At 71.9% G+C, this 15,906-nt stretch carries 14 protein-coding genes; 6 read left to right on the forward strand and 8 right to left on the reverse strand.

Annotated features, from left to right (window positions below; translation table 11 throughout):
* Positions 1-10: 10 nt before the first annotated feature.
* Both purU and PV963_RS20025 read right to left on the reverse strand, forming a co-directional pair.
* Entirely contained in the window at positions 11-892 is an 882-nt protein-coding gene (gene purU / locus PV963_RS20020) for a formyltetrahydrofolate deformylase (RefSeq protein ID WP_274817109.1), read from the reverse strand.
* 47 nt (positions 893-939) lie between these two features.
* Entirely contained in the window at positions 940-1,440 is a 501-nt protein-coding gene (locus tag PV963_RS20025; RefSeq protein WP_274817110.1) for an SCO4402 family protein, read from the reverse strand.
* A gap of 117 nt (positions 1,441-1,557) precedes the next feature.
* Between PV963_RS20025 and PV963_RS20030 the strand changes: the two genes are divergently transcribed.
* Entirely contained in the window at positions 1,558-2,871 is a 1,314-nt protein-coding gene (locus tag PV963_RS20030) for an ABC transporter substrate-binding protein (RefSeq protein ID WP_274817111.1), read from the forward strand.
* Positions 2,872-2,909: 38 nt separating this feature from the next.
* Here PV963_RS20030 and PV963_RS20035 read toward each other — a convergent pair whose 3' ends face one another.
* Positions 2,910-4,841, reverse strand: coding sequence for a hypothetical protein (locus PV963_RS20035; protein WP_274817112.1), 1,932 nt, complete (start codon positions 4,839-4,841; stop codon positions 2,910-2,912).
* A gap of 201 nt (positions 4,842-5,042) precedes the next feature.
* Entirely contained in the window at positions 5,043-6,428 is a 1,386-nt protein-coding gene (locus tag PV963_RS20040; protein WP_274817113.1) for a transcriptional regulator, read from the reverse strand.
* Between the two features lie 307 nt (positions 6,429-6,735).
* Here PV963_RS20040 and PV963_RS20045 point away from each other — a divergent pair, with 307 nt between their 5' ends.
* The 3 genes from PV963_RS20045 (at position 6,736) to PV963_RS20055 (ending at position 9,892) form a co-directional block, all read left to right on the forward strand.
* A complete protein-coding gene (locus PV963_RS20045; RefSeq protein WP_274822073.1) occupies positions 6,736-7,398 on the forward strand; it encodes a bifunctional DNA primase/polymerase in 663 nt (220 codons plus the stop codon).
* Between the two features lie 113 nt (positions 7,399-7,511).
* Entirely contained in the window at positions 7,512-8,303 is a 792-nt protein-coding gene (locus PV963_RS20050; RefSeq protein ID WP_274822074.1) for an ABC transporter ATP-binding protein, read from the forward strand.
* Positions 8,300-9,892: a transporter gene (locus tag PV963_RS20055; protein ID WP_274817114.1), complete on the forward strand. Its 1,593-nt coding sequence runs from the start codon at positions 8,300-8,302 to the stop codon at positions 9,890-9,892. Before PV963_RS20050 ends, PV963_RS20055 begins: the two co-directional genes overlap by 4 nt.
* Before the next feature lie 9 nt (positions 9,893-9,901).
* On the opposite strand, the gene PV963_RS20060 is transcribed toward PV963_RS20055, so the two are convergent.
* Both PV963_RS20060 and PV963_RS20065 read right to left on the reverse strand, forming a co-directional pair.
* Positions 9,902-10,789: an alpha/beta fold hydrolase gene (locus tag PV963_RS20060; protein ID WP_274817115.1), complete on the reverse strand. Its 888-nt coding sequence runs from the start codon at positions 10,787-10,789 to the stop codon at positions 9,902-9,904.
* A gap of 605 nt (positions 10,790-11,394) precedes the next feature.
* Complete coding sequence (locus tag PV963_RS20065) at positions 11,395-12,087, reverse strand: metal-dependent transcriptional regulator (protein ID WP_010035781.1); 693 nt, start codon at positions 12,085-12,087, stop codon at positions 11,395-11,397.
* Between the two features lie 278 nt (positions 12,088-12,365).
* Here PV963_RS20065 and PV963_RS20070 point away from each other — a divergent pair, with 278 nt between their 5' ends.
* Positions 12,366-13,121: an SIS domain-containing protein gene (locus tag PV963_RS20070; RefSeq protein WP_274817116.1), complete on the forward strand. Its 756-nt coding sequence runs from the start codon at positions 12,366-12,368 to the stop codon at positions 13,119-13,121.
* Between the two features lie 10 nt (positions 13,122-13,131).
* On the opposite strand, the gene PV963_RS20075 is transcribed toward PV963_RS20070, so the two are convergent.
* Both PV963_RS20075 and PV963_RS20080 read right to left on the reverse strand, forming a co-directional pair.
* Positions 13,132-14,589: a PAS domain-containing protein gene (locus tag PV963_RS20075; protein ID WP_274817117.1), complete on the reverse strand. Its 1,458-nt coding sequence runs from the start codon at positions 14,587-14,589 to the stop codon at positions 13,132-13,134.
* A gap of 106 nt (positions 14,590-14,695) precedes the next feature.
* Complete coding sequence (locus PV963_RS20080; RefSeq protein ID WP_274817118.1) at positions 14,696-15,109, reverse strand: RidA family protein; 414 nt, start codon at positions 15,107-15,109, stop codon at positions 14,696-14,698.
* Between the two features lie 289 nt (positions 15,110-15,398).
* Here PV963_RS20080 and PV963_RS20085 point away from each other — a divergent pair, with 289 nt between their 5' ends.
* On the forward strand, positions 15,399-15,875 hold the full coding sequence (locus PV963_RS20085) for a diadenosine tetraphosphate hydrolase (RefSeq protein WP_425540924.1): 477 nt from the start codon (positions 15,399-15,401) through the stop codon (positions 15,873-15,875).
* Positions 15,876-15,906: the final 31 nt, after the last annotated feature.

The raw sequence follows: 15,906 nt of genomic DNA on the forward strand, positions 1-15,906 counted from the left end.
CCGAGCTTTCCTAGGCGAAAATCACAGTCCGCCGCCCGTTGAGCAGGATTCTCCGCTCGGCATGCCACTTCACAGCCCGGGCCAACGCCTGACACTCCACGTCACGCCCGATCGCGACCAGCCCCTCCGGCGTCACGTCGTGCCCGACCCGCTCGACCTCCTGCTCGATGATCGGCCCCTCGTCAAGATCGGCCGTCACATAGTGAGCAGTCGCCCCGATCAGCTTCACACCCCGGGCGTGAGCCTGGTGATACGGCTTCGCCCCCTTGAAGCTCGGCAGGAACGAGTGGTGGATATTGATGATCCGCCCGGAAAGCGCCTTGCACAGGTCGTCCGAGAGCACCTGCATGTACCGCGCCAGAACGACCAGCTCGACACCCTCCTCACGCACGATGTCGAGCAGCCGGGCCTCCGCCTGTGGCTTCGTGTCCTTCGTCACCGGAATGTGGTGGAAGGGGATGTTGTACGAGCCCACCAGCTCCGCAAAGTCTGTGTGGTTGGACACCACGCCCGCGATCTCCACCGGCAGCGCCCCGGTCCGCGCCCGGAACAGCAGGTCGTTCAGGCAGTGCCCGAACTTGCTGACCATCAGCAGGATGCGCATCTTCTCGTCGGCCCGGTTGATCTGCCAGTCCATCTGGAAGGAGTCACCGATCGCCGCGAAGCTGGCCCGCAGCTTGTCCAGGGTCACCGGCGCGTCCGCCGAGAAGTGGACGCGCATGAAGAACAGTCCGGTGTCGTGGTCGCCGAACTGCTGGCTGTCCTCGATGTTGCAGCCGGTCATGAACAGATAGCTCGACACGGCGTGCACGATGCCCTTCCTGTCCGGGCAGGAGAGGGTGAGGACGTACTGGTCGGCCGGGACCTCGGCGCGGGTGGACTGCTCGTTCATGCAGGACAGGTTCCCACAAGGACCGACACGACCGGCAATCGTCCCGCTTACGCGGACCTGGTCATGATCCGCAGCACGTCCAGGCTGCGCGGCGGCGTGTCCGGCTCCTCGCCGTCGCTCGTGGCGAGCCGCACATGCGCGTCCCGGGCCGCCCGCACCGCCTCGGGCCAGGCCTGGTGTTCGAGGTACGTCGCGACCGGAGCGTCCGGCCCGACCTGGTGCATGATCCGCAGCACCCGCAGCACGGCGGTGTCGACGAGGGCCGCCTCCTGCGAGTCGCGGAAGATCGTGCCGACGTACTTCTCGGCGGACCAGTGGTCCAGCCAGGTGTCCTCGACCAGCCGGTACACCGCGTCGGTCACGTCGCCGTAGCCGTCCACGCCGGCCAGCCAGACGTCCCGCTGGAACACGGGATCGGAGAGCATGTGCAGCGCCGAGCGCACGTTGCTGCGCCAGCGCCACCACGGCATGTCATTGACAGGCATGCCGCCCATGGTGGATGAGCGACGGCCACGACGGGAAGAGTTCTCCGAAGCTTGCACGGTCATCGATCGTACGTTCCCCTCCACATCGGTCACACCGACCCCTGCAATTCACCTGCGCGTCACCAATTGTTGACTCAAGATCGCTCCCGGGTTAGCCATGTGGCGGAATCGTGCGGAACCATGACCGGCAGGCGACGCAAGCGCAGCACATTCCTCCCCGGCCTCCTCACCCGTCACGCCAGAAACGGCGTCCTCTCCGCGGGCACGGCGGTCGCGTGCGCGGCTCTCCTCGCCGGCTGCGGGGTCGTCCCCGGCACCACGGGGGATGCCGGGGGCGACCCGATCACCGTCATGACCTGGGCGCCGCAGGACACCAAGGCCACCAACAAGCCCGGCATGCCCGCCTTCGCCCGCGCCTACGCCCGGTGGGTCAACTCCCACGGCGGGATCAACGGCCGCAAGCTCAACGTGCTGACCTGCAACGACCACAACGACAGTGTGGCCGCCGCCAAGTGCGCCCGGCGGGCCGCCAAGGAGAACGTCGTCGCGGTCGTAGGATCCTACAGCCAGTACGCCGACTCCTTCTTCCCCTCCCTGGAGGGCGCGGGCATCCCGTACATAGGCGGCTACGGCATCACCAACGCCGAGTTCACCAGTCCCCTGTCCTACCCCGTCAACGGCGGCCAGCCCGCGCTGCTCGCCGGTCTCGGCAGCGCGCTCGCCGACGCCTGCGGGCCGGTCGCGCTGATCCGGCCCGACACCATCGCGGGCGACCAGCTGCCCCCGCTGCTCGACTCCGGCCTGAAGGCGGGCGGGCACAGGCCCGCGAGGGACCAGCGGGCGGCGGAGGACGCCACCGAGTACGACGGCCACGCCGATCTGGCGCTGCGGACGACGACCACGGACCCGGGGAACGAGGGCTGTGTGGTGCCCGCGCTCGGGGACCGCAACGGCACCTTCATGGACTCCTTCCGGCGGGCCCGCGAGGACTACCCCGACGTACGGACGGCCACCGTGCTCGGCAGCGTCGACCAGACGGTGATCGACGCGACCGGCGGGGCGTCCGGGCCGTACGAGGGCTCGTACATCACCGGCTGGTACCCGGTGGCGAGCGATCCCCGCTGGGACGCGATGAAGCGGGTGATCAAGGAGGAGGCCTTCGACGACAACCGCATCGACCCCGCGGACGCCGGAGTGCAGACCACGTGGATCGCCTACACCGTGTTCCGCGAGGTCGTCGAGTCGCTCGGCAACGGGGAGGTGACCGCCGACACGGTCACGGAGGCCCTCGACGACGGCCTCAGGCTCAGCACGGGCGGGCTCACGCCGACGCTTCACTGGCAGTTCCAGGACAAGCTCGCCTCCGTCGGCTTCCCCCGCCTGGTCAACGCGAACGTGACCCTTCAGGTGGTGCGGGAGGGACGGCTGGTGTCGGCGCGGAAGGGCTTCGTCGACACGACGAAGACGCTGGAGAACGCCGACGTGAACTACTGAGCCCCGGCTCGGCAGTCCACGCCCGGATCGGGATCACGTCACAGCTGCGTCGGCTGCCGCTCGGTCAGGCCGTACGTCTTCGCGATGCCGTTCCACAGCTTGGCCGCCTTGGCCTTCTCGGCGCTCGCGACACCGCTGGCCCGGTTGCCGGCCTGCGTCTGGCCGGTGACGCGGGCCTGGCCCTTCTTGCAGCCCTTCTTGCCGGCGGTCTGGTCGGCCCAGGCCGCGTAGTGGTTGTCGGCCGAGGCCGAGGCCTGCCACGCCTTGGTGAGGGCGGTGGTCAGCGCGGCGTGGTCGGGCAGCTTGTCGACCGTGATGCCGGAGAGCCGGGTGACCAGCTGGGTGCGCTGCCTCGCCGCGTCGCGCAGGTCCTTGGCGGCCTGGGCTAGGTTGTCGCAGCCCTTGACGTCGGCCACCGCGTTGATCACGGTGCTGCGGCTGTCGCCGCTGTCGGCGAGCAGCTTGTCCAGCTCGACCGCCTGCGCGCGGGCCGGGTCGGCGGACGGCGAGGCGGAACCGTCCGACGCGGGCGCCGAGGCGGCCACGGTCTTGTTGTCGCCGCCGCCGTCGTCACCGCCTCCGCCGCCGGCGAGCAGCGCACCGGCGCCGACACCGAGGACGGCGATGCCGATGCCGACGGCCGCGATGACCGGCACGCGCGAGCCACGGCCACCGCGACCGGACCGGCCGCCGCCGGAGTGGCCGCCGCCGGGCGGCGCGTAGGAGGGCTGGGGGTGGGACTGCGGGTGGGGCGGCGGCTGCTGCTGCTGCTCGAAGCGGGGCAGCTGCTGGGTGGCCGCGGCGGGGCTCTCGGCGCCGGGCTCGCTGCGGAAGAGGTTCTCGAAGCCGGCGGGCGGCTGCTGGTCCCCGCCGGGCACCGGCGCGATGTACTGCGTCGCCTCGGAGTCCGGGTGCGAGGCGGGCGGCAGCGGCCCGGTGCCCAGGAACCGCGTCGCCTCGGAGTCCTGCTCGGCGGGCATCTCGGGCGGCAGCGCACCCGGGCCCACCGGGGGTATGTACTGCGTCGCCCCCTCGTCGGCAGGGGTGGCGGCGACGGGCGGCAGATACTGCGTGGCCGCCGCGGCCCCGCCCCCCGCGACGGGCGGCAGATACTGGGTCGCCCCGTCATCGGCGGCCGGGGGCAGGGGGGCACGTCCGGCAGCGGCCCCGTGTCCCTGGGAACCCGGCAGCTGCGGCCCATCCGCGGCAGCGGACCCGTACGCACCGGAGGCCGGAGGCAGGCTGCCCCCGGCGTGAGATCCGAACGCGTCGGATTGCTGCGGCGACTGCCCGCCCGTGGGGCCGGTCCCGTACGCGTGGGGCCCCTGCGGCGACTGCCCGCCGGCAGGTCCGGTCCCGTACCCGCCGCTCCCCTGAGGGCCCGACGCCCCGGCAGGGGAGTTGTACGCGTCAGCGGCCTGCGGCTGCGGACCACCCGCGCCGGCGGGCCCGTACGCACCGGAGGCCGGAGGCAGGGCGCCCCCAGCGGGATGCCCGTACGCGTCGGCCTGCTGAGGCGGCTGCCCGCCCGCGCCCTCCGGAGGCAGCGGCGCTCCGCCCGCAGGAGGGCCGTACCGAGGGTCGCCCGCGGGTGCGCCGTACGGGTCGGCGTACGGGTTCGGGGGTTGGGTGCCCTCCGGGGGCAGCGCGCCCGGGCCCGGTGTGCCGGGGGCGGGGTGCTGGGCGTCCCATGCCGGTGGCTGGGGCGGCGGGGACTGCCAGCTCTGGCCCGGCTGCGCGGGCGGGGTCTGCTGGTCGGGGCCCCACGGCTGGCCCCAGGTCTGCCCCTCGGCGGGTGCGGAGGCCGGGGCCTGGCCGGTCGGGGGCGGGCCGGACCGGCGGCCGGAGGGCGCGTCACCGGTTCCGCCCGTCATGCCCGGCAGCAGGGGCTCACCACCGTCGGAGGGCAGCACGATGCCTTCGCGCGCGGGGCGCGCCGAGGGCTCCTCGCCCTGTCCACTCTGCGTCACCGGGACTCCTACTAATGGGGGACCTTGTGAATCGTCGGGTCACGCTACCGGGTCCCCGGAGCCCGGTGCCACGCAGCACAGGACGTGACCTCCTGCCCTGTGATCGCGGTAACAAAACCGGGTCACGGCACGCCGCTCATGTCACCTCCCGCGCGTCAAGCGGCCGTTTCCCGCACGTTCACGCATCCGCGGACGCTGTGTTCACGCCGCCGCCTGAAGGTCCAGCCGCGCCCCGAACTCCCTGACCACCGACTCGTCCCGGTACGGCTCCAGCCGCTGCTGGAAGTCCTCCAGGTACTCGGCGCCCCGGTTGGAGCGCAGCCCCTCCAGCAGTTCGACGGCCTTCATGCCCGTGCTGCACGCCTCTTCGATCTCGCGCTGCTGCACCTGCGCCGTGGCCAACAGCACATAACCGATGGCCCGGCGGCGCGCCCGCGTCTCGGGGTGCCCGGCCAGCGACTCCTGCGCACACCGGGCCGCCGCCTCGGCCTGCCCCAGATCCCGGTGGCAGTGCGCCAACTCGTCCGCGAGATAGGCCTCGTCGAAGTGCGCGATCCACGCCGGGTCGTCCCCCGCGGCCGGATCGGCCGCCTCCAGGGCGCTCACCGCGCGCCCGGCGGCGGTCTGTGCGGCGCGCGCGTCGCCCATCAGGGCGTGCCCGCGCGCCTCCGCCGCGTGGAACATGGACTCCGCACGCGGTGTCACGCGCCCCCGCGCCCCCTCCTGCGCCGCCCGCGCCAACTGCGCGATCTCCCGCGGATTCCCGAGCTGCGCAGCGAGATGGCTCATGGAGGCGGCGAGCACGTACCCGCCGTAGCCCCGGTCCCCGGCCGCCTGGGCGAGCCGCAGCGCCTGGATGTAGTAGCGCTGGGCCAGACCGGGTTGCCCGGTGTCCACGGCCATGTACCCGGCGAGTTCCGTCAGCCGGGCCACCGCGGCGAACAGGTCCCGCCCGACCGCCTCCCGGTACGACCCCGCCAGCAGCCCGGAGACGACGCTGTTGAGGTAGTGCACGACGACCGGCCGCACATGCCCGCTGCCGTACTGGTGGTCGAGATCCACCAGCGCCTGCGTCATGGCCCGCACCGCCTGTACGTCGGACTGCCCGACCCGCGGCCCCGCCGAGCGCGACACCTGGCTGTCGGGTGCCGAGATCAGCCAGTCACGGCTGGGCTCGACCAGCGCGGAGGCGGCGACGGAGGAGCCGGACAGGAAGTCCCGCCGCCCCACGTCACTGCGCCACAGCTCGCAGACCTGCTCGATGGCCCCCAGTACCGTCGGCGAGAACTGGAGACCCACGCCCGAGGCGAGGTTCTTGCCGTTGGCCATGCCGATCTCGTCGATCGTGACCGTACGGCCGAGCTTGCGGCCGAGCGCCTCGGCGATGATCGCCGGGGCCCGTCCCCGCGGCTGCTGCCCGCGCAGCCAGCGCGCCACCGACGTCTTGTCGTAGCGCAGGTCGAGGCCGTGCTCGGCACCGCACATGTTGACCCGGCGGGCGAGGCCGGCGTTGGAGCATCCGGCTTCCTGGATGAGCGCCTGGAGCCGTTCGTTCGGCTGCCGGGCGACGAGCGGCCTTGCGGCCATGGCGTACCCCCTGTGGCTGCGGTGCCTGCCCACGCACCGAGTTGACGTGTCTTCCGCGGCCGAGCCCTCTCACGTCCCGGCGAAAAGATCCGGCCGTGAAGATCAATGCCCCGCCGACCAGGCGAAAATGCGAGGCATGTGAGGATTGCCGGGGTAACGGCTGTTGCCGGCCCCACTCGTGGCTACCCACCTCCGGCCACGGTTCCTCCCGCGCGCCCCCGCACATGCACCCATGCGCCCCGACTACAGGGGCGGTGCTCCTCCCCGCGCACGCGGGTGGGCGTAACCCCTGGTGACGACCAGAGTTGTGTTCATCGTGGAAGAGACGATCGCCGGCACCGAAGCCGCTCAGATCCCGAAGCAGCGCGGGGAATCGCTGCTGGAGACCGCCGTCCGCTACGCCGAGGAGCGCCACTGGGACGTGTTCCCCGGCACCTGGCTGGAAGCCGCCGACGGCGCTCAGCGCTGCTCCTGCGGTGACGCCGCGTGCCCGGCACCCGGGTCGCACCCGGCGCGTCCGGACTGGGAGTCGCAGGCGACGGGCAGTGCGACCGTCGCGCGGCGGATGTGGCAGAAGCAGTCGACGGCGTCGATCCTGCTGCCGACGGGGCGTACGTTCGATGCGATTTCCGTGCCGGAGACCGCCGGGTTTCTCGCGCTGGCGCGGATGGAGCGGATGGAGCTGACGCTGGGGCCGGTGACGCTCACGCCGGATCGGCGGATGGAGTTCTTCGTGCTGCCGGGGGCGTCCGTGAAGGTGCCTGATCTGGTGCGGAAGCTGGGGTGGTCGTTGTCGTCGCTGGATCTGACCGTGCTGGGTGAGGGCGCGTACGTGGCCGCGCCTCCTACGCGGTTCGGGTCCCGGGGGGCTGTGCAGTGGGCCTGCCGGCCTACGCCTGCGAATCGGTGGTTGCCGGACGCGGAGGAGTTGATCTCGCCGTTGGCCTACGCGTGCGGCAGGGATCGCTGAGGGCGCCTTCTGTCCTGCCTGGTCCGTGTTCATCGACGGCTGCGGGTCGTTTGTGGTTGCTCGTGCAGTTCCCCGCGCCCCTTTGGGTTCGCTTCTCCACCGTAGGGTTCAGGCTGACGGAGGGAGATGCGGTGGGTTCCAGCGCTGTGCGTGTACAAGGGCTCTGGAAGCGGTTCGGGCAGCAGGTCGCTGTCGCCGGGATCGATCTGGAGTTGCCCGCGGGCAAGTTCATCGGGCTTGTCGGGCCGAACGGGGCCGGGAAGACCACCACGTTGTCGATGGTGACCGGGCTGCTCAGGCCCGATCATGGGACCGTCGAGGTGGTGGGGCACGACGTGTGGCGTGATCCGGTCGAGGTGAAGGCGCGGATCGGGGTGCTGCCGGAGGGGCTGCGGCTGTTCGAGCGGCTGTCGGGGCGGGAACTGCTGGCGTACACCGGACGGTTGCGCGGGCTGCCCGGTGCCGAGGTCGACAAGCGGGCCGCGCAGCTCCTCGACGTCCTCGATCTGGCGGGCTCCCAGCACAAGCTCGTCGTCGACTACTCGACCGGCATGCGCAAGAAGATCGGGCTCGCCACGGCTCTCCTCCACAATCCCGAAGTGCTGTTCCTGGACGAGCCGTTCGAGGGCGTCGACCCCGTCTCCGCCCAGACCATCCGGGGCGTCCTGGAGCGGTACACCGCCTCGGGCGCCACGGTCGTGTTCTCTTCCCACGTCATGGAGCTCGTCGAGTCGCTGTGCGACTGGGTGGCCGTCATGGCCGCCGGGCGGATCCGTGCGCACGGGACGCTGGCTGAAGTGCGGGGCGACGCGCCCTCGTTGCAGCGGGCGTTCCTGGAGCTCGTCGGGGCGCAGAGCCGGGACGCCGGGTCCGATCTCGACTGGCTGGGCGGCGGGGCCCGGTGAGCGACTCCACGATCACACCGGTCTTCGTACGGCTGAAGCTGTCGCTGCTGCGCAACGGGCTGCGGCAGTCCGGGGGGCGGAAGGCCGCCTACATCGCGTCGGCCGTCTTCGCCCTGCTGTTCGCCGCGCTGCAGTTGATCGGCCTGATCGCGCTGCGCGGCCACGCGCACGTCGAGTCGCTGGTCGTGCTGGTGGCGGCGGTGCTGGGGCTCGGCTGGGCGGTGATGCCGCTGTTCTTCCCCAGCGGTGACGAGACGCTGGATCCGACCCGGCTGGTGATGCTGCCGCTGCGGCCCCGGCCGCTGGTGCGCGCCCTGCTCACGGCGTCGCTGGTCGGCATCGGCCCGCTGTTCACGCTGTGCCTGCTGATCGGGTCCGTGGTCGCGGTGGCCCGGGGCGGGGCGGCGTTCGCGGTGGGCGTCGTCGCGGTCGCTCTGGCGCTGCTGGTGTGCGTGGCCCTCGCGCGGGCCGTCGCCGCCGCCAACGTACGGCTGCTGACCAGCCGCAAGGGGCGGGACCTCGCGGTGCTGAGCGGACTGGTCATCGCGATCGGGGCGCAGGTCGTCAACTTCGGCGCGCAGCGGCTCGGGGCGTCCGGGCTGGGCGAGCTCGACCCGGCGGCGGACGTGCTCCAGTGGGTGCCGCCCGCGTCGGCGATCGCGGCCGTGCACGCGGTGGGCGAGGGGTCGTACGGCCTCGCCGCCGCGCAACTGGCACTGACCGCGGGCGCGCTGGCCGCGCTGCTCGCGGTGTGGTCGCGGCACCTGACCCGGCTGATGACCTCGCCCGACGGATCGACCCTGCCGGCCGCCGAGTCGGCCGCCCGCGAGCGGACGTCGACCGGGCTCGGGCGGCTGCTGCCCTCCGGCCGCACCGGCACGGTGATGGAACGCAGCCTGCGGTACGTGTGGCGCGACCCCAAGACCAAGGCGGCCTGGGTGACGTCGCTGGCCATCGGCCTGATCGTGCCGGTGTTCAACGCCTGGCAGGGCACCGGGTCCGTGTACTTCGCCTGCTTCGCCGCCGGGATGCTCGGCATCCAGATGTACAACCAGTTCGGGCAGGACACCTCGGCGTTCTGGATGGTCGCGATGACGATCTCGTCGACCCGCGACGCCTATGTCGAGCTGCGCGCCCGCGCCCTGGCCCTGCTGCTGATCACCCTTCCGTACGCCACGCTCGTCACCGTTGTGACGACCGCCATGCTCGGCGACTGGCGGCGGCTGCCCGAGGCGCTGGGGCTGTCCTTCGCGCTGCTCGGCGCGATGCTCGCGACCGGGGCGTGGACGTCCGCCCGCTTCCCGTACTCCATCCCGCAGGAGGGGTACAAGAACGTCGCCCCCGGGCAGACCGGGCTCGCCTGGATCTCCATCTTCGGCGGGATGATCGCCGCCGCCGTGCTGTGCGCACCCGTCATCGCGCTCACGATCTGGCTGAACGTGAGCGCCGAGGGCGACGACTGGACGTGGCTGCTGCTGCCGGTGGGCACGGCGTACGCGGCGGCGCTCACGGCGGTGGGGCTGCGGCTCGCCGCTCCGCAGACGGCTCGGCGGTTGCCGGAGATCCTGACGGCGGTCAGCAAGGGGTGACCGCCGGTGTCAGCCGGTGCCGAGGGAGTCCAGGAACGGTTCGATCGCCGCGCGCCAGGCCTCCGGCTGGTCGTAGTGGACCAGGTGGCCGGCGTCGGCGACCTCCGCGTACTGGCCGCGGGGCAGGACGCGGACCATCTCCTGGGCCTCGGCCCGGCCCAGTTCGCCGTCGAGGCCGCGCACCACCAGGGCGGGGCACCGGACCTGGGTCAGCCCCTCCCAGTGCGCGTCGTACACCCAGGTCTCGCGGGAGCGGAGCATCTGCTCCGGGTCGAAGACCGGGCGCCAGCCGTCCGGGGACTCGGCCATCACCTCGGCGTAGAACTCGCCGCGGGCCGGGTTGGGCCGCTCCACCCAGGGGTCGTCCTCGCCGAACCACTTGCGGACGTCGGCGAGCGTGGCGAACGGCAGCGGCCAGGACTTGAACCACTGGGCCCACTCGCGCTGCGAGGCGGCACCGAGCGCGGAGGCCCGCATGTCGCAGATGATCAGGCCACGGACCAGGTCGGGGCGCTTGGCGGCGAGCTGCCAGGCGGTCAGCGCGCCCATGGCGTGGCCGATGAGGACGACCGGAGCGAGGCCGAGCTGTTCGAGGGCGGACTCGGCGTCGTCGACGTAGGCGTCACGTGTGAAGGAGCCCTGCGGGGGCTTGTCGCTGCGGCCGTGGCCGCGCTGGTCGAGGGCGACCGCCCGGTACCGGCCGGAGAGCCAGCGGGCGGTGGACGCCCAGTGCGAGGCGCGACCCATCAGGCCGTGGAGTAACAGCACGCCCGGGGAGCCGTCCGGCACGTCCCGCGCCGGATCGGAGCCGGCCGGATCTGTCTTGGGCGGGTCGCCGAACTCCCAGGCCGCGAGGCGTACGCCGCCCGTCCCGGTCACGTCGATGCGTCGCGCCATGTCCTGGCACCCCCCAAGCTTCGCGCGGACCGCGGCCGTCTCGGACCGGTCGGTCCTGTGAACTGTTCTGCCTGCTGTGCCTGTTGCCGTTCCTTGTGGTTCCTGTCGGTGTGCACATCCCTGTAGCGCACATTCCGGTTGGTTCGTCACCGCAGATTATCGAATGAGCATTCGAGGATGCCGTTCTCGCGGGCAACACCCCTCGTTCGAGTGACCCCCCTCAAGGATTGATCGCCTCGGTCGAGGGGAGATCTTCAGCGGGAGGCGGACCGCTCGGGGAAACCGGTCCGAGGGGAATGACCCTGAGAGCTCGGGGCTCCGGGTCAGCACAGGGGAGGACAGGCCCCGGCGCCACACGGCGCCGGGGCCCTCTGCGTCTCCACGGCACATCCTTGCGCCCCCTCCCCGACCGGGTGACATCGCTGTCGAGCCGCGGCCAAGAGCCCTCAGGTCATATGCCTCACGCGACAGCGTCGCACGGGAAGCGTGCGAGCGCTGCCATTCGACGGACTGGATCCTGGATCCGACCGGATCCCGCCAATACCACAACCGCCCCACGCGCAACGGAAGTTGGCGACCACCCCGGGCCGGGTCCGTGGCCGGGCTCAGGGCTTGGCGACGAACACGTGCGAGGCGACGTCCGACTCCAGCTCGGCCGCCTCGCCACCGCTGCCGACCAGCACACCGCCCGCCGACTCCGTCACACTCACCACCGAGCCGGGCTGCACGCCCGCCCGCCGCAGCGTGTACATCAGCTGCGCGTCCGTCTGGATCGGCTCGCCGATCCGGCGCACCACGACCGTCTTGCCCTCGGCGCCCGGGTCGAGACTGGCCAGCGACACCATGCCCTCGTCCAGGAACGGGTCGGCGCCGTCCTTCTCGCCGAGCTCCTCCAGACCCGGGATCGGGTTGCCGTACGGCGACTCCGTCGGGTGCCGCAGCAGCTCCAGGACGCGGCGCTCCACGGCCTCGCTCATCACGTGCTCCCAGCGGCACGCCTCGGCGTGGACCTGCTCCCACTCCAGACCGATCACGTCGACGAGCAGACACTCGGCGAGCCGGTGCTTGCGCATCACGCGCGTGGCGAGACGGCGGCCCTCGTCGGTGAGCTCCAGGTGCCGGTCGCTGGCGACGGACACCAGGCCGTCGCGCTCCATCCGCGCCACGGTCTGGCTGACCGTCGGTCCGCTCTGGTCCAGCCGCTCGGCGATACGGGCGCGCATGGGGACCACACCCTCTTCCTCCAGCTCGAGGATGGTGCGGAGATACATCTCCGTGGTGTCGATCAGTCCGGACATACGTGCCCCTCGAATGAGATCTGCCGGAGGCTGGACGGCTCACCGGCGTGTGCGCTGGCCCTGCACCCAATTCTGCCGGATACCACCGACAACCGTGCCGCGGGAGGGAAAGCGGGGGTTACCCCGGCCCGCGCAGGGGTAGGACGGAGCCTTTCACAGCCGCACGAAGCGCGCTCACGGCCCGTGCCGAGCTTTTCACGGCCGTATTGACACCGCACTGGTCCAGACCGCACCGTGATGCGCGACACTCGCCCCAGGCCAGCCCGAAGGGACCCCGTATGAGCGAGCGCGCGCCGGCCGGCCGGTTCCTCGACGCCGCGATCGGCCTGCTGCGGCGGGTCCGCGACGAGGAGGCCGACGGCATCACGGCGGCCGGGACGCTCCTCGCCGACACCGTCGAGGACGGCGGCCGCCTCTTCGCCTTCGGCGCCGGGCACTCCTCCCTCGCCGCGCAGGACCTCGTCTACCGCGCCGGCGGTCTCGCCCTGATGAACCTGCTCGCCGTGCCCGGTGTCGTCGGCGTCGACGTCATGCCCGCGCCGCTGGGCTCCGCCCTGGAACGCGTCGACGGCCTCGCGAGCGCCGTCCTGGACAGCTCCCCGCTGCGCGAGGGCGACGCCCTGCTGATCATCTCCCTCTCGGGGCGCAACGCCCTCCCCGTGGAGATGGCCATGGCCGCGCGCGCCCTGGGCGTCAAGGTCATCGGCGTGACATCGGTGGCGTACGCCTCGGAGACGAAGTCCCGGCACGCCTCGGGGACGTACCTCAAGGACCACTGCGATCTCGTCCTCGACTCGAAGATCGCGGTCGGCGACGCGGAGCTCACCCTCGACAACGTGCCCGCCCCCTTCGCCCCCGCCTCCACGGTCGTCACCTCGGCCCTCCTCCAGGCCGTCATGGCGACGACGGCCGCCACGCTCGCCGACCGCGGCGTCGAGCCCCCGCTCCTGCGCTCCGGGAACGTCGACGGGGGCCATGACTGGAACGGGCGGGTGATGGAGCAGTACCGGGACCGGATCTTCTACCGGCACTGACGCCGACGCCTCACTCCCCGTCCGACAACCCCGCGAGATCCAGCGCCGCGGCGATCCGCACCGCCACGTCCTCCGCGTACATCGCGTCGGACCGCTCGAAGGCACTGCGCCCCGCGCCCCGCAGGAACGTCACGACACCCAGCGTCCGCCCCCGGCTGCGCAGCACCGCGCACAGGGCGTGCACGGCGTCCGGTGGCCACTGGCGGGCCAGGGCCCACTCCCGGGCCTGCTCGGGCGAGGCGGCGCCCGCGCTCGCCCGCAGCGCGCCGACCCGCTCCACGCACTGCAGGGCCGGATGCCCCTCGGCGTACCGCACGGGCAGGCCCGCGCGGTCGGCGAGCTTGCTCGGACCCGGCGCTCCGGAGGGCGTCGCGGCGACCCGCACCAGCCGCACCGGCCCCTCGGTGTCCGTGTCGGTGAGCGCACCGCCGGCCACCCGGTCGATCAGCGCGTGGTCGGCGAAACCGGCCAGGGCGAAGTCCAGGTGCACGGTCGCGGCCTCCGCCGGGTCCTCGCACTCGGCGGCGGCCCGCGAGGCCCGGTGCAGCTGCTGCGTACGGAACCGCAGCAGCGACGCCTCCTGCTCGGCCTGCTTGGCCTCCGTCACGTCCTGGAACAGCCAGCCCACGCCCAGCGGAACCGGCTCCTCCGCCAGCGGCGAGGCCAGCCGCAGGAAACCGCTGCGCCAGCACCGCCGCCGCTCCCCCTCGGGCGTACGCACCGTCACCCACACCTCGGCGGGCGCGGGCGGCGCACCCTCCGCCAGCACGTGCTGAAGCGCGCTCTCCAGCTCCTCCACACCCTGCGCGAGCAGCTCCCCGAGGGGCCGCCCGAGCACGGACGTGCGCCCCGTGCCCAGCGCCTTGGCCGCGTGCGCGTTCACCACGGCGGGCCGCAGGTCGACGTCCACGAGCACGACACCCCAGCTCGCGTCCTCGAACAGCGCCTCGCTCAACGCGATCGACCGCTCCAGATCGATCTGCGCGTGCACCTCGCTGAAGGCGCAGTACACACCCGCGGGCTTTCCGTCCGGACCCCGCACGGCCGCCGACTGCGTCCGTACGAGGACCCGCCCGCCGTCCTTCGTCAGCAGCGCGAACTCGTGCACCTGGCGCCCCGGCGCGTGCATGGCGGACAGCAGCCGCCCCTCGACCTCCTCGGCGTCCGCGCTGCGCACGGCCCACCCGGCGAGACCTCGCCGCCCCACGGCCTCGTCTGCGCTCCATCCCAGGATCCGCTCGGCCTCGCGGTTCCAGTGCGTCACGACCCCGTCGGCGTCGAAGGCGCACAGCGCCGCGTCCATGCCGTCCAGCAGCGCGGCAAGCAGATCCGAACCATCCGAATTGTCCCGCTCGGGCTCGTCCGGCCCCAGCTCGTCGGTGGTCCCACTACGCCGGGAAGCACTCACCTGGACCCCCTGCAGGCTGCGTCCGCACGTACGGCACGTCGGTTCGCTACTTGCAATCATTCAACTCGAACGTGACCCAGCGCACACCGAGTTCCCACAACATTGAAGGAATCGTTGTACGGCGGCGATCCCCACGTCAACGCCCGGAGGGCGGCCTGCCGCAGACTCAGTCGATCAACGACAAGGCCCCAGTACCACTCCCGCGCCGCGCGTACACCTCGATCTCGATCTTCATCCGGGGATCCGCGAGCCCGCACACCAGCATCGTCGCCGCCGGCCGCACCTCACCGAAGCACTTCCGCAGCACCGGCCAGCACGGTTCGAAGTCCTCCCGCTCCGGCAGCAGGTACCGCACCCGCACGACGTCCGCGAAGGAACACCCCGCCTCCTCCAGCGCGGCCCCTATGTTCCGCAGACACTGCTCGGCCTGCTCCACGACGTCGTCGGAGATCGTCATGTCCGAGTAGTCGAACCCGGTCGTGCCCGACACATGCACCCAGTCCCCGTCCACCACGGCCCGGGCGTACCCGATCCGCTCCTCGAACACCGAACCGCTGAGAATCGCCCGTCGTTGCGTCATGGGGTCAAGGTCTCAGAAAAACGGTTGATCCGAGGCCGGACCGTTTCCTAAGGTTCCAGGTACACGAGAGAGGAGGTGGTTCGGCAGATGTATGAATACCGGACGCGTGAGGTGGCTGCGGGCTAGCGGCCCGACACCACACACAGTGCGGTGCCGGACCAGCACGTGAGCGAAACGTGCAGCCGGCCCAATCTCCAGCAGTCACCCGACCCGCGAGTCGCCGGTACGTCCGGCCGGCTCCTCCTTTGGAGGACCAGACTCGCGGGTCGTCTGCGTTTTCCGGGGGGTGATGGTGGTGGGTGAGTGGCGCGACGATCGGATCGGCAGCGCTCTGCGGGGTGAGAATCCGGCCGTGCTGCGGAGGCTGGACGCCGGGTTCGCGGCGATCGGCGATGTGCAGTTTCTGCCTGGCTACTCGGTGCTGCTGACCGACGATCCCGCGGTGGAGCGGCTGTCGGAGCTGCCGCGGGGCAGGCGGCTGGCGTTTCTGGGGGACATGGAGCGGCTGGGGGAAGCCGTCGAGCGGGCCTGTCGGCGGATGGAGTCGGGGTTTCTGCGGGTCAATCTGGAGATTCTCGGGAACGCCGACGGATTCCTGCACGCGCATGTGTGGCCGCGGTACGACTGGGAGCCCGAGGATCTCGTGCGGCTGCCCGTGTGGCTCTATCCGCGGGAGATGTGGAGCGCGGAGCGGTATGCGCTCGGGGCGCGGCATCAGCCGTTGCGGGAGGCGATCGGTGAGGAGCTGGACCGGCTCACGGGGTGAGACGTGCGGACGGCCTCACCCGCAGCCGGGT

It is taken from the genome of Streptomyces coeruleorubidus, from assembly GCF_028885415.1.
Classification (GTDB): Bacteria; Actinomycetota; Actinomycetes; order Streptomycetales; family Streptomycetaceae; genus Streptomyces; species Streptomyces coeruleorubidus_A.